The sequence below is a fragment of the Legionella birminghamensis genome (assembly GCF_900452515.1).
GTDB classification, from domain to species: Bacteria; Pseudomonadota; Gammaproteobacteria; order Legionellales; family Legionellaceae; genus Legionella_C; species Legionella_C birminghamensis.
This window is the reverse complement of the sequence record NZ_UGNW01000001.1, coordinates 43,166-57,512: the sequence shown is the minus strand read 5'-3', so window position 1 is coordinate 57,512 and position 14,347 is coordinate 43,166. Positions and strand designations below refer to the sequence as shown.

Sequence of the window (14,347 nt, the reverse complement as noted above, 5' to 3'; positions counted from 1 at the left end):
AGCCGCTGGCCTGGCCTGTTGGCCTGCCAGCCTGATCTCAACCAATATTAACCAAATGCAGAGAAGCGAGCCCGCCGACCAATGCGGTGATTAAATAAAATACCAGCATCTTCACTCGCTGACGGCCGCGCAACAGGAGGCATAAAGCGGTCAGCACAATGACTGCGGGATAGGTTAGCTGAAGAATTGGGGCAAGAAAAGCAGCAATTCCCTTGAAATCCAATAAAGAAACCGCAAAAGCCGTCAAGCTGGTGAAACAGAGAAACAGCGGAAATTTTTCTTCCTGCCTGAACAGGGTAGAAAGGTAACGCGCAAACAGATTATTCAAGGCCACTGCCGTAGTCAGGCATGAGAAAAACATTGTAATACCCATGAATAAAGTCGCTTTATCACCCATTGCAGTCGAGGCAATGGCCGGCAGCATTAATTCGGGAGAGATATTGCCAATCAGATTTGCATAATGGGCACCCAAATACACTAGCCCTAAATAAATGATTGCCAGCAAGCCCGCGCCAATGATGCTGGGCTTAATTGCAAAGCGAAGAATTTCACGCGAAGAGGCGTTGGGAAATTGCTGTTGAATTTGTTGAAATATCAGGGCAGAAAAGAAAAAAGAAGCGAACAAATCCATGGTCTGATAACCAGTGACAAAGCCATTGCTAAATGCCTTTGCCCCGGCAATGTCGCCTCCGGTTTCCGGCGATTTCCATATCGCTATTCCGATTAACGCAATAAGCGTCAATAACAAAACAGGACTCATCCATTTGCCCAATAATTTGACCATTACCCGATCATTAAGGCAGAAAAAGAAGGTGATTAGGCAGAAAATCAGGCTGAAGGGTAAAAGCGAAATCTGCGGGAACAGGAAATTGACACTACCATAGGCTACCGTGATACAGCGAGGAACTACGCCAAACGACCCTAGTAAGGCCAGCATGATTAGCGGTAGAAGCACGCCCGCAGTCTTTCCGGCTTCTGAAAAAAAGCGCTGGTAGCTGCCTTGATAGAGCTTGATGACAAATAAGCCCATGAGCGGCAAAAAAATGCCTGTTAGTAAAAGTCCGGCAAATCCTAGCAACCAGTTATTTTCACCGGCAAAACCAATTTGCAGCGGGAACACCAGGTTGCCTGAACCAAAAAACATAACAAAGATGGCAAATCCATAAATAAAAATTGATTTGTAATTTTGCATTTAGTTCTCCTTCATGTGCGTTTGGGCGAGAGCAGTTCTGTTTTATATGTCGTTAACAGGCCCTAACGGCCACATTGAAGATGCGCAAGGAAAAGCACTGGAGAAACAAATAACGCTTATTGAAAGACAATTTTATCATCACAAAAGCCAAAAGGTGTTTAATAATACTACAGCTCACACGCTTTGTACACAGTTTTTCTGAGAACTGGATCGCAGCGAAGCAAACACACCGGTATCGCCTAATGGGCCCCGCGGTCGCAGCCGCGGGGATACGATTTCTGCAATTCGACGAGGGTGGCTCGTATCCCCCAGCTTCAACTAGCCCGCATCCCCGCGGCTTCGACTAGCCCATCCCCCCAGCTTCAACTAGCCCGTATCCCCGCGACTGCGACTAGCACGTATCCCCGCGGCTTCGACCGCGGGGCCCAACCCAAGCCCTGTTGAGGCTTATACGCCAATACTCTCAAACGAACAGTGCCCACAGCTGTTCAATCACCTGATTAAGAAAAATGGCATAAACAATAAATCCAAGATAAGCCAGCAGGATTAGCAGGCCGTCTTTTTCAATCAGCCCCAAACCTAAACAAATAATAAGACTGGCAAATATAAAATTGCTAAAAGGGATCGGCAGCAATAATAGCAGGCTCATAAACAGCAAAAGGATACCGTGAACATGCTCAGCGATGTTGGAGGAAAAAAATAACAGCCGGGGTTTTAGCAAACGTTCAACAAACAATAAGTAAGGCCTTGTCTTTGCCAACATTTTTTCAAGTGTCTGAATATCAACGGTTTGCCCGGCCAGGCGTGCAGGCAGCCACAGGCTTTTCCTGCCAATCAGCAAATGCAGCGCAATAAAAACAATCGGCAACCCAAAAACAAATGAAAAACCGGGAATTACTGCGATTGGCAAACCGCTCGGCAAAGCAAACAGGACTGTGATTAAACCGAATGCCCGCTCTCCCATGGATTTAATCAACTCACCAAAACTGATCGACTTCTCGTGGCGATGAAGCAACACAATTTTTCGCAATAACCGTGAAACCGACTCCTTTGCCCTGGCTTTTTTTACTGGCCTTGATTGTTTCAAATCATTTTTCAACCTTAACCCCATTCAGCCCGCTATGCGCATAACTATAACTAAAATAGACAACCAAGCCTATCACCATCCAGATCACAAACCGTAAAAGCGAGAGAGTGGGTAGATTAAATATGAGATAGAGGCAGGATATCACCCCCAAAATCGGCACTACGGGCATAAACGGGGTTCTAAACGGTCGAGGCAACTCGGGATGGGTATAACGCATCACAATGACGCCAACACAAACCGTTATGAATGCGAAAAGAGTTCCGATATTGACCAATTCCGCCAATTCGTTGATCGGCAGCAAAGCAGCAATCAACGACATGAGAATACCACAAATAACAATAATTCGAACGGGAGCTTTGGTTCTTGGCGAGGTATGGGCAAAAAAACGCGGCAATAAGCCGTCCCTGGACATGGCCAGGATAATGCGTGTCAGACCATAGAACAATACCAGCATCACTGTCGTTAAGCCGGCCACAGCGCCAACACCAATAAACCCGGCGGCCGCCCGGTATCCCAGCAAGAGCATGGCATGGGTGACGGGTGAGGAAACATTCAGCGAAGAATAAGGAACAATTCCGGTGAGCAGTCCTGAGACAATAATATAGAACAGGGTACAAAGAATCAGTGAACCCAGAATGCCAACTGGCAGGTCACGCTGTGGATTAATTGCTTCTTCCGCAGCTGTGGACACCGCATCAAAACCAATATAGGCAAAAAATATCAGGGCTCCACCCTGTACAACTCCTTGCCAACCAAAAGGCAGGAAGGGGCTCCAGTTGGCAGGATTCACATTTGAGCTGGCAATGATAATAAATACACAAAGGATTATTAATTTTACAAATACCATCAGATTATTAACCCGCGAGCTGGATTTAATCCCGATAATCAACAGCAGCATTAAAAAAAGAATAATCGACATGGACAAAATATTAAATACACCACCCGCCTGTGGTGCATGCAAAAGATCAGGCGGCAGTATAAGATGCATTGCGCGAAGCAGATCATTAAAATACCCGCTCCAACCTACTGAAACCGCTGGTACCGATATCGCATACTCCAATATAAGATCCCAGCCGACAATCCATGCGACCAGTTCACCGAACCCTGTGTAAGCATAGCCATAAGCACTGCCGCAGCCTCCTACAGCCGCGGCCAGCTCCGCATAGGAATAAGCCGAAAAGGCACAGGCCAACCCGGCCAGGATATAGGAAAACACAATTCCGGGACCGGCATGTGTTGCTGCTACAATACCGGTCAGTACGAAAATTCCCGCACCGATAATGGCGCCAACCCCTAAAAACACCAGATCCAATGCGGATAGGCACCTGGCCAATCTCGAAGCATCGTCCTCGCATTCCAAATTTATCGCTTTTTTACGAAACAAGTCCATGTTAGTATGCTCTTAATAAATAACAATTTAATAGTGGTGATAAAGCTAGGCACCCGACTTGAATTCACTTTAGCATTAAACAAGTGCTGGCTAAACCCCTCGCATTTATATCAATGAATCGTTTACTAATATTCTTATTAATTGTGGGTGTTTCTACTGCTCACGCCACTGAAACCACTTCTTCCTGTGAAGGCCTTCCCTTTTTAATTCATAAAGCATGCCAGCGTTTGCACCAGATATGGTATGACGGCAATAACGAACTTTATGGAACAGGCTATGCCTGGCATAACCGCTACACCTATGATAAAGAACGCCTGAAAACTTACAATGAGCTGGCCTGGGGCGGCGGGCTCGGCAAGGGATTCTACGATGAAGACAAGGACTGGCATGGACTTTATGCTATAGCATTTCTTGACTCACATAAAAATATCGAGCCTGCAGTGGGTTATGCTTTCTTAAAAATGGCTCATCTGGGGGAAAACCTTCGGATTGGCGGCGGTTATAGCGTGCTGGTCACTGCCCGTCCCGACATCTTCAAAGGCATTCCCTTCCCAGGCATCCTTCCATGGGTGTCGATAAACTATCGTCAGCTGAGTATTGGCGCCACGTATATACCAGGCGCCCAGGATGCTGGAAACGTTTTATTCATCTTTGGAAAATGGACTTTTGAAAAACTCTGAACTCATTCGTTGCGCCTGGTGCCTGAAAGACGAACTCTATCAAAATTATCACGATCAGGAGTGGGGAGCCCCCCTGAAAGACCGCCGCAAACTTTTTGAAATGATCATTCTTGAAAGCATGCAGGCCGGATTAAGCTGGCATATTATCCTGAAAAGGCGCGAGGCTATGCGGGAAGCCTTTCATCACTTTTCCCCAGAGGCTCTTGCGGCTTTAGGCGATGAGGAACTTAATGCATTTCTCGGCAATGAGGCATTGATTCGTAATCGCCGCAAAATCTTTTCGGTCAGGCAAAATGCACAGGCCTTTCTTTCTATTGATGAAAAGCAATCGGTTGTTGATTACCTCTGGCAATTTACTCAAGGACAGGTTATTGTCAATAAATGGCGGGATTTGTCTGAAATCCCTACAGAATCGAGTCAATCGCGCGCCATGGCTAAACAATTGCGTCAGGACGGTTTTGTTTTTCTTGGCCCAATCAGCTGTTATGCATTTATGCAGTCTGTGGGCATGGTCAATGATCATCTGCGCTCTTGTTATCGATATAATGAACTTATTGCACAAGCTGCTACTTGATTTGTCAGTTCAGATTCGATAAGATAGATTGCTTGCCTAAAAATAGTACAAATTGCTGTATGATTTTCTGAGGAACGGAGTGCTTTAAAATTCGCAGGAAATGAGCAGAATCATGCTAACTTATCACCCAACGAGGATGTGTTATGTCTGTAGAAGGAATAGTTGTATCCTTTCCCTCAGAAGAAAGCCGTGTTTCTGAATGGAATAAGCAAGATACGATATGGATGCTCAGTCTATACGGCACCGCGATTGGTGCGGGCACCCTTTTTCTTCCAATCGATGCCGGCTTACATGGTATTTGGCCTTTAATTATCATGGCCCTGCTGGCTTTTCCGATGACTTATTTTTCGCATCAGGCTTTATGCCGCTTTGTTTTGTCAGGTACAAGCAAAACCAGTGATATTACCGAAGTGGTCGATGAGCACTTTGGCGCCAGTGCAGGACGCATTCTGACCCTGCTATATTTCTTTGCCATCTATCCGATATTGCTAATGTACAGCGTGGCTATTACCAATACCACGCAAAGCTTTTTATTAAATCAACTGGGTATTGCCCCTCCTCCGCGCGCAGTTTTGGCATTGGTATTGATTCTTGCCTTGATGGCCATAGTCCGCTTTGGGCAGCAAATGATTGTAAGGTCGATGAGCCTTCTGGTTTACCCTTTCGTGACGGTATTGATCCTGTTATCGCTTTATCTGATTCCACATTGGAATACTGCGATTTTTGCCGGAAGCAGCAGTCTGGGTCAGGTTGCCGCTAGCGGAAGTTTCTGGAAAACGCTGTGGCTGGTTATCCCAGTGATGGTATTCTCATTTAACCACTCGCCTATTATCTCTTCTTTTGCCGTGGCCCAGAAAAAAGACTATGAGAAGCAGGCGGATACCAAAAGCTCCACTATTTTGAAATACAGCCATTTGATGATGGTTGCCACGGTCATGTTTTTTGTATTCAGCTGCGTACTCAGCCTGTCAGCACAGGATTTAATGTTGGCCAAGCAGCAAAATATCTCGATTCTATCCTATTTAGCGAATCATTTTAAAACACCGATAATTGCTTATATTGCCCCTTTCATCGCCTTTATTGCAATTTCCAAGTCTTTTCTGGGTCATTATCTGGGCGCGAGTGAAGGCATGCATGGATTAATCGCCAAGGCCCTGCAAAAGAAAAATAAAGCGGTTTCCTATAAGAAGATTCAGCTTGTCATTGAAATCTTTATGATCCTGACCTGCTGGCTGGTGGCAACAGTCAATCCCAGCATCCTGGGGATGATCGAAACCCTGGGCGGCCCGGTGATTGCCATCATTTTGTTCCTGATGCCAATGTATGCGATTGCCACAATTCCGGCTATGCAAAAATATAAACGTCCGCTGGTTAATGCGTTTATCACAATCATGGGCTTAGTGGCTATTTCAGCTATTCTTTACAACCTTTTATAAGGCCTTGTGTGAGGAGCTTAGCTCCGTTTATTGGCCGGTACAGCTTGGATACTGCGGACAGGCCGCAGTACATAGGCCCAGGTCAATGCACTGCTATACTCTGCTACGTATATACTTGCCACGTACCGCGACCCGTTCGCGGTATCGAGGTTGGTGATTTTGGTCAATTTATGCTAAGTTTATGAAAAAACAGCAAGGAATTCAGGATGAAAACGTTTCTCGAACAAGCCTATTTGTATCGCCAATACCATCAGGAGAAAACTACACTTTACACCCATCTCGCGGGTGTTCCCCTTATTATTTTCAGCTTGATGATTTTTTTCGGTTACTTTCATGTAATTGTACCCGGGATATTTGACGTCACTTTAGCTGAGATCCTGACTGCCGTTTTGTTTATTTATTATTTAAAACTAAACTGGCGCCTGGCCTTATTGCTGCTGCCCATACTGGCTATTTTATTATGGATTAGCGCGGTTTTAAGCAACCACGGACCTGATGGCCTTAATTTATGGGTTTTTGTTATTTGTTTTGTTATTGGCTGGGCTTTACAACTTGCCGGTCATTTTATGGAAGGAACAAAACCAGCATTTATGACAAATGCCCAGCAGGCACTGGTTGCCCCTCTGTTTTTAATTGCCGAGCTTTGCTTTATGGCAGGCTACATGCCAAAACTGCGAGAGGAGCTCCATGGGCCAGAAACGATTGTCGTCACGGAGCCGGTTTCGCCAGTCACTCCCCCGCCCACGCTGGATAGTGAGGACGAGAAGAATCCACCTAATATTTAATCCAACCACCGGCGAAGGCCCTGTATTTCCCGCGGCAAAGATATCTACACACATGTTTTTCCGCTCCGAATCCCCGCGGCTTTGACCGCGGGGCCTAATGAATCTTATTCGGAGCTTCAATTTACTAAGCAGTTCATTCAATCTTTACTTCTGCAGGATTGTAGTTGTTCTAAGCGCTGTTTAAGGCCACCATGGGCCCCGCGGTCGAAGCCGCGGGGATTCGACTGGATTTGTATAGATAGCTATGAGTCTTCACGGCGGGTTAATCTCTCAGTTCGCTAAGCTACCTAATCCCGATGGCTAATCATAAAACACTGATGAATGCGCTTGTTTCGCTTGAAATCCAAATCGATCGTTTCCGCGCTGATATCTTTCACCACAAATTTTTCAGTAATCTGCGGCGCGAGTTTAAACTGCCGTAAATTAGTCGAAAAATAAAGCACGCCTCGCCTGTTTAACAAGCGCATTGCGGCTTCCACCAAATTAATCTGATCCCTTTGTACATCCAGCGTTGTTTTCATCCGCTTGGAATTTGAAAAACTGGGCGGATCAAGAAAAATAACATCATATTTGTCTTTGCTGATGGCAAGCCATTCCATACAGTCAAAATGAACAAACTGATGGCGGGATAAATCAATGTGATTCAGGCGGAAATTATCTTCAGCCCAGTTTAAATAGGTTTTTGACAAGTCGACATTAGTTGTCAATGCACCGGCTAAAGCTGCATGCACACTGGCGCTGGCAGTATAGCAAAAACAGTTTAAAAAACGGGTTTGGGCTGGCAATGAAGCGAAGCGCAAACGCAAGGGGCGGTGATCAAGAAACAGGCCTGTATCCAGATAATCGTATAAATTGACTTTGAGTTTCGCCCGTCCCTCTTCCACAATCATAGTATGCTGTGTCTGCTTCACTTTTTGATACTGTTCGCTGCCCTTCTGCTGCTTTCTTAATTTAACGACCAGTTTATCCGGTGAAATATTCAAGGCCAGCGGCACAACCTGCATCACCTCAAGGCTTCGCTTTTCCACCTTGTGTGCAGCGATTGAGGAAGGTGCGGCATACTCCTGGAGCACAGCATAATCTTTGTAAAGATCAATCGCGTAAGCATATTCGGGCAAATCGGCATCATAGACGCGATAACAGCTGATATTGTTTTTTTTCGCCCATTTCTGCAGATGCTGCATATTCTTCTGCAAACGATTGGCCAGCATTTGCGCCCCGGAAGAAAGCGATTCTTTATCTTTATTTTTTAACTGATTTTCCGCATTGATACTAACACAATATAATTTACATTCTAGCGGACCGTTAAATAAGGTGTACTGCTTACTCGAACGCAATCCTACCGCTTTCGCCAAAAGCGGATTCGTAGTTAAAAAAGCGGCCTCCCAGCCTTGAAAATACTGGTGGCAAACCAGGCCCAGCTGCTGGTATAAAGGAACCAGCTGGGTTGCTTCACCCATTCGTTCCCCATAGGGCGGGTTACACAGCAACAAGCCTTTTTTTGCAACGGGACGGGCATCCTGTAAAGGCTGGCGCTCAAATTCCACCAGGCGGGCCACTCCTGCTTTTTCGGCGTTGGCCAGGGCCATGTGGATGAGCTTGCTGTTATTGTCGCTTCCCTTGATACGGCCATGGGCCGGTTTTACCTGTTGCAAGGCCAAGGCCCTTAATTTATCCCACAGGGATTCCTGGTGCTGTACCCAGTGGATTAAGGATTGGTCATTGCGTAATAACCCGGGGGCAATATTGGCTGCCATCATCGCGGCTTCGATAACCAATGTTCCGGAACCGCAGAAGGGATCCTGGAAACTGTAGCCTTTCTCCGCCAGTTCGGGCCATTTGGCTCTAATCAGCATCGCCGCCGCCAGGGTTTCTTTCAAAGGCGCTTCGCCAGCCTGCTGCCGGTAGCCGCGCTGGTGCAGACTATAACCGCTTAAATCAAAACTGACAGTGATGACGTCCAGCTTCAGATGGGCATGAATCCTGATTTGTGGTTTTTCGCGGTCTACTGAGGGCCTTTGACCCTGTAATTTTCGAAAATGATCGGCAATGGCATCTTTAACCACTTGGGCGCCAAACATGGAATTACGGATATGACCCGAGGAACCATGAAATTCAATGGCCAATGTTTTGTCGGCTTTGAATACAGTTTGCCATGGAAATTGGTTACAAAGCTGGTACAGACTCTGCTCATTATGCGCCTGCCCGCTAAACAGGACTAACTGTACCCGGTTTGCAAGGCGCGACCAGATACAAATCTGATAAACCACCTGGAGGCTGGCCTCCCCATAAACACCTTGCGGGTTAACCCGGGTAATGTGAAGGCCCAGGACTTTTAACTCTGCCTCAAGCAAATACTCCAATCCCTTGGCGCAACTGATAAACAGGGAATAATTCATGCCATGCTCTTAAATAAGTGTTAAGGTCGTATTCTAGGCGAGCAGCCTTTCTTTGTCCAAAATCATTTAGGTCCTTCAACAGAGGCCCGTATAAAACGGAAAAGGGCTTTATACGCACCGTGCGACTGGTTGGCCCTGCGCTCGTCCACAGCCTTTTTGATCAATTGCCTTAGTTGTTGCACATCCGCTGGCTGGTAATAGTCGATAAATTCGGTCAAAGCCTCTTTTCCATCATTGATCAGGCGATCCCGCCACTCTTCCAGCTCATGAAAGGCAGCCGTCTGGGCATTCTTCTCAGATTCTAATGCCTCATAGGCCTCTTTAATGGCCTCATGATCAGCCCCCCGCATTAACTTGCCGATTAACTGTGCCTGGCGTCTCACCGCCCCGTGGCTGCGAATGGATTTTGCGGCATCAATTGCCTGCCGTAATGCCTCATTCAGGGGTAGCTGATCCAGGATGTCAGCCGGTAACTCAACCAACTTAACCCCTAATTTCTGTAAAGCGTCTGCTTCACGTTTTCTCTGTGATTTGCTTATCTCTTCCATTACTAACCTTTTGCGAGATTGATTCCGGCCAGTTTGCTTCAAGACCGGCCTCCTCAATCAGTTTACTAATTTGCTCCGCGATTAAACGGTGCACAACCGTGGTGGGATGCACATGATCCCAGAATAAATAATTATCGCAGTACAGCGCCTCATCTTTGGCAGCCTGCGGCAGCTTCGAATAAATGTAAGCTGTTTCAGCAGCCTCATGCAAAGCCGGATTGGCCTGGATAATTGACCATTGCGCTTCGCTTAAACCTGGATTTTGCTGTTTTAAGTAAGTATACAGTGTATTGCGCGAGGGCGTTAGTGCCGTTAACCAGCCACTGTAACTGCCGAGATAGCAGGGATCTTCAATGTTATGGATCCCATAATCCGCAGGATGGGTAATCGATTCATTGAAAAAGCTGTAGGCATCAAAATACAGAAAGAGGGCGTCGGGGTATTGGTTACGCAGGCTGTCAACCCGTTGCTGTAATTTTTGATTATGCGCCAGTGTCAAACGCGTTAACAAAGAGGGATCGCTTATTTTCTTGGATTGCGGCAGCTTTGCCAAATCAGGCAGATTGATAATCAAAAATTTATTACCGCCTTTGCCAATCAACCGCTCGGCGGCATTGCCTATTGCATCCACTACGCTATCGGTAAGTGCCTCTACATTAGAGGGGCCATTCACATAATTATTGGCGCCAATCCAGATCGTGTATAAGCTGGTGTCTTTGTGGCCATAGGTATTCCAGTAAAGGTAATCATTCAATTCGACTGACAGCGTAAAGGGTAAATTTTCCTTGTAGGATAGTACCGCACCAGCGCCGCCAACCGCATAATTCTGAAAACCAATGCTGTAATCGGAGGGAAAATAATTCTGGTAGAGATACTCAGCCCATAAAGGCCCATTTGAAAAATGCCCTTCGTAATAGGGTGGCGACACCGGCAGAAAATGGAGGAAATAGCGGTACAGGTTACCGTTATCCGATAAGCTGTCGCCAAAAATCACCATCGTATCAAACGCAGGATTAAACCCATAAGCGCTGAGCGAAATGAGCATCGTACACAGCAAAACACGCAATCTGTTGATTAGTTTCATAAACATTCCTTGTAAAATTCAAAATCCCTCTGAGTATAAAAAACTTAATTGCTAACAGCCACAGGGGCAAACCCTGGCGTTTTACGGTTTGAAAGACGAACTTTAAGATAAGTCCGGCTAATCGCATAAAGGTTATAAATGATAATCAGTAACAAGAGCGTATGCAGCCAGGTTACAGTCAGGTGGGCAAACAAAGGCAAGGTAATCAGTACGCCTACGCAACCAGAAAGGCTTAAAATCATTGTCTTCTTCAGGGGAATTTTATCCTGTTGCAAGAAGACCAGCGTGGTCAACGGCTGTTGCATCGCACCTGCGGTTGTCATAATCGGGAAGGCAACAATGGGCGAAACATTCATTAGAAACAGGACGCCCTGAATCATTACAAACAAGCCGATGCCGGCAGAAGTTAAGGCACCGCAGATCACCATTGCCACAAAACCGATCACCAGTTTGGCACCCTGTAATTCAACCACATCGCCCCCCACTGGCATTAAGCGAAACTGATGGGCAAGCAACAGAAGGATAATTCCGGCAAAGCAGCACATCATGGTTAAACGAATAGCCTGTTTGCTTAGGCGGCTGACCACTGCCCCCCCAATTAATCCGCCGACACAAGTCCCAATGACCATCGTTAACATCGTGGTTAAATCAACATCGACCAACTGCATGAAAAAAAGCGATTCGATGGTTCCTGGTATAACCTGGGCGCCGTTATTAACAGCCGGCAATTCGTCATCCGGAAATGTACCCAATAATTTGGCGAGCGCGACATTGACCGCAAAACTGCCAATCCCCAGGGTGTCCGCGATAAAAGCGATCACCCCGCTTATACCCAGTTTAAAATAATCCCTGATGGCAAGCTGCGCTTTTTGCTGATGGTTTAACTGATAGAACATCGCTATCACACAAACAGTACTCAACATCAGAATGACATAAATAATCAGGGTAATTGCCATAACACTCACCAAAAAAATCAGCCTTGCACTCGCAATGGCAACAAGGTTTGAATTTGCACATGCAGCAAGGGAAAAGCAAATTATACAGCAATTCACTTGCACAGCAAACAACAATTGGGACAAACAAGTGTCTTTATGATTTATTTTTTGCCACTCTGCTATAATAAACTTACGAAAACAATTAGACGCAAGGATGTGCTGATGCGCATTACCATTAAGCCCATTGATCCCTCCGCTCCGAAAGAACATCAAAGAAGAATACTAGCCGCCCTTTTTTTTCAAACCCAAATATCTCAAAATGGACAAGTCCGTTATGGATGGGGAACAGTTAATTCGTATGATGTCGTTCTAAGTAATTTCTACAATGACAACGTCTATTATAGCAATGTGGTTGTGGAAGTTCGTTTAACTAAAAAAGTAATTCGCTATAAAAGCAAGCATGCACAGGCAAATAGAGATCGCATGGAAGATAACCGTTACGCGGTATTGAACGAAGGCTTTTTAGGAGCAGGGGGGTTTGGCAGCGCCATTCCGGTTGAGGTGACTTATAAATTTACTCAGTCTTTGACTGATTTAAGCTTTAAAGACAAACCTCGCGGGAAAAGACGCATCGCCAAACGAGCTGCATTTGACCCCAGAAAAGAGGAGCAATGGTATGAAGGCTTCAGGGGGCTTAGACGAGAGTACCACATTGCTGCCAGAACCCCACATGTTTCTCCCAAGCAGCCTGTGATTTACGATAAAAATGCCTATATGGTCGAGCGCCTGATGGAAGGTTCAACACTGGGTGATATTCTCGACGGCGATCGAACCAAATCAAGGTATTTGACCCTGGAAGAACGCTTTGCGCTTTGTATCAATTTGCTCGAGGCATTTAAGGAGCAGGTTTTTGCTGTCAAAATTGTGCATCGGGATCTTAAACCGGAAAATATTGTCATTGACAAGGATTGGAGCGTAAAAACAATCGATTTTGGCTTATCGAAACTGGAGGGTGAAACGGTCATTACGGAGAACGTGGGCTCCTTCGGATATATAAGCCCTGAAGCAATGCAATCACTACCAACTGATTATCGCTCTGATCTGTTCGCTTTGGGGCGAATGATTGGAGCGATTTGGTGGAATTCGAATTTTTTCTATGATGAAGCATTAAAGGGCAATGTTATCAAAGCGGCACAAGCTGAGGATTACAAATATCTATTCATGAATCTGGATGGTCTCAAGACCGAGGTGAGGACGATTATTACCGATACATTGAAGGGGCTAACCGCTTTTGAGCAGGAAAAGCGTATCCATATTGATGATGCAATTAACAATATGAAAAAAGCCAGCGATATGCAGTTTAAGCAGAAAGAGGAAACAGTGCCTGCGGAGCAAAGCAGTCCGCCTCGGGAAAAAAAAGGGGCTTTTCGCAAAATGGCCTCGATGTTTTTTGGCAGAAACTCGGAGAAAAAGAAAAGACGCAGCCGAAACAGTATCGGCAAAGGAAAAAAGGAAGACATAACGCCAGAAAAACCCGACTCTTCAATCCATAGCTAAGGGTAGGCTGGGCTATAAAGCCCAGCACCAATGCCTGCAGGAACCAGACTACCCAACCAAACGCTTGGCAATTGAAGCGACATGCTTACCTTGAAACCTTGCAATCTGCCGTTCAATTTCTGAAGGCGTCCGTTTACCATCTGCACCGGCAATGGTGCCCGCACCATAGGGCGAACTGCCGCGCATTTCACTCAGATCGGTTAATCCTTTTTCAGAATACGGGACTCCCACTATGATCATGCCGTGATGGATCAGCGTATTCCAGAAGGACATGATGGTCGATTCATTACCCCCGCCGGTGCCTGTAGACACAAAGACTGAAGCCACTTTACCAATCAGGCCGCCATTAACCCACATGCCGCCTGTCTGATCCAGGAAATTGCGCATCTGCGCTGCCATATTACCAAACCGCGTTGGCGTACCAAAAATGATTGCGTCATAATCAGCCAGCTCCTGGGGGCTGGCGATGGGCGCCTCCTGATTAAGCTTCACCCCTGCTTTTTTAGCAATGTCTTCTGGCATGGTTTCAGGTACGCGTTTCAAAGTAACCTCAACCCCCTCTACCTCCTTTGCACCCTTGCTTACTTCTTCAGCCATGGCTTCAACATGTCCATAACTTGAATAATACAGTACTAAAACCTTCGCCATTTTGCTCTCCTTAGTAATATTCAGCGTCCACC

At 46.1% G+C, this 14,347-nt stretch carries 13 protein-coding genes; 5 read left to right on the top strand and 8 right to left on the bottom strand.

The features are described from left to right. Nucleotides 1-37 precede the first annotated feature (37 nt). From DYH42_RS00250 to DYH42_RS00240, 3 genes are all read right to left on the bottom strand, one after another. On the bottom strand, nucleotides 38-1,192 hold the full coding sequence (locus DYH42_RS00250) for a branched-chain amino acid transport system II carrier protein (protein ID WP_058524264.1): 1,155 nt from the start codon (nucleotides 1,190-1,192) through the stop codon (nucleotides 38-40). Between the two features lie 463 nt (nucleotides 1,193-1,655). Next, nucleotides 1,656-2,291, bottom strand: a complete 636-nt coding sequence (locus DYH42_RS00245) for an exopolysaccharide biosynthesis protein (protein WP_162263106.1) — start codon at nucleotides 2,289-2,291, stop codon at nucleotides 1,656-1,658. Beyond that, nucleotides 2,281-3,669, bottom strand: a complete 1,389-nt coding sequence (locus DYH42_RS00240) for an amino acid permease (RefSeq protein ID WP_058524266.1) — start codon at nucleotides 3,667-3,669, stop codon at nucleotides 2,281-2,283. The genes DYH42_RS00245 and DYH42_RS00240 overlap by 11 nt, the downstream gene beginning before the upstream one ends. 113 nt (nucleotides 3,670-3,782) lie before the next feature. Here DYH42_RS00240 and pagP point away from each other — a divergent pair, with 113 nt between their 5' ends. The 4 genes from pagP (at nucleotide 3,783) to DYH42_RS00220 (ending at nucleotide 7,144) form a co-directional block, all read left to right on the top strand. Further along, a complete protein-coding gene (gene pagP, locus DYH42_RS00235) occupies nucleotides 3,783-4,349 on the top strand; it encodes a lipid IV(A) palmitoyltransferase PagP (RefSeq protein ID WP_058524471.1) in 567 nt (188 codons plus the stop codon). Beyond that, entirely contained in the window at nucleotides 4,297-4,923 is a 627-nt protein-coding gene (locus DYH42_RS00230) for a DNA-3-methyladenine glycosylase I (protein ID WP_058524267.1), read from the top strand. The genes pagP and DYH42_RS00230 overlap by 53 nt, the downstream gene beginning before the upstream one ends. A 143-nt stretch (nucleotides 4,924-5,066) precedes the next feature. After that, entirely contained in the window at nucleotides 5,067-6,359 is a 1,293-nt protein-coding gene (locus DYH42_RS00225) for a serine/threonine transporter (protein ID WP_058524268.1), read from the top strand. Between the two features lie 206 nt (nucleotides 6,360-6,565). Next, a complete protein-coding gene (locus DYH42_RS00220) occupies nucleotides 6,566-7,144 on the top strand; it encodes an Mpo1 family 2-hydroxy fatty acid dioxygenase (protein ID WP_058524269.1) in 579 nt (192 codons plus the stop codon). Nucleotides 7,145-7,431: 287 nt separating this feature from the next. Here the strand turns inward: DYH42_RS00220 and rlmKL are convergent, their stop codons facing one another. The 4 genes from rlmKL to DYH42_RS00200 all read right to left on the bottom strand — a co-directional run bounded on the left by rlmKL (nucleotide 7,432) and on the right by DYH42_RS00200 (nucleotide 12,380). Further along, nucleotides 7,432-9,543, bottom strand: a complete 2,112-nt coding sequence (gene rlmKL / locus DYH42_RS00215) for a bifunctional 23S rRNA (guanine(2069)-N(7))-methyltransferase RlmK/23S rRNA (guanine(2445)-N(2))-methyltransferase RlmL (RefSeq protein ID WP_058524270.1) — start codon at nucleotides 9,541-9,543, stop codon at nucleotides 7,432-7,434. A gap of 62 nt (nucleotides 9,544-9,605) precedes the next feature. Further along, on the bottom strand, nucleotides 9,606-10,091 hold the full coding sequence (gene yjgA, locus DYH42_RS00210; RefSeq protein WP_058524271.1) for a ribosome biogenesis factor YjgA: 486 nt from the start codon (nucleotides 10,089-10,091) through the stop codon (nucleotides 9,606-9,608). After that, a complete protein-coding gene (locus DYH42_RS00205; RefSeq protein WP_058524272.1) occupies nucleotides 10,057-11,175 on the bottom strand; it encodes an SGNH/GDSL hydrolase family protein in 1,119 nt (372 codons plus the stop codon). Before DYH42_RS00205 ends, yjgA begins: the two co-directional genes overlap by 35 nt. Before the next feature lie 44 nt (nucleotides 11,176-11,219). Then, nucleotides 11,220-12,380 carry a sulfite exporter TauE/SafE family protein gene (locus tag DYH42_RS00200; protein WP_083503173.1) on the bottom strand — a complete coding sequence of 387 codons (1,161 nt, stop codon included), beginning with the start codon at nucleotides 12,378-12,380 and terminating at the stop codon, nucleotides 11,220-11,222. On the opposite strand from DYH42_RS00200, the gene DYH42_RS00195 reads away from it, so the two are divergent. Next, nucleotides 12,333-13,667: a protein kinase domain-containing protein gene (locus DYH42_RS00195; RefSeq protein WP_058524273.1), complete on the top strand. Its 1,335-nt coding sequence runs from the start codon at nucleotides 12,333-12,335 to the stop codon at nucleotides 13,665-13,667. The two genes, DYH42_RS00200 and DYH42_RS00195, sit on opposite strands and share 48 nt — an antisense overlap. 48 nt (nucleotides 13,668-13,715) lie before the next feature. Here the strand turns inward: DYH42_RS00195 and wrbA are convergent, their stop codons facing one another. Then, entirely contained in the window at nucleotides 13,716-14,315 is a 600-nt protein-coding gene (wrbA, locus tag DYH42_RS00190; protein WP_058524274.1) for an NAD(P)H:quinone oxidoreductase, read from the bottom strand. Nucleotides 14,316-14,347 lie beyond the last annotated feature (32 nt).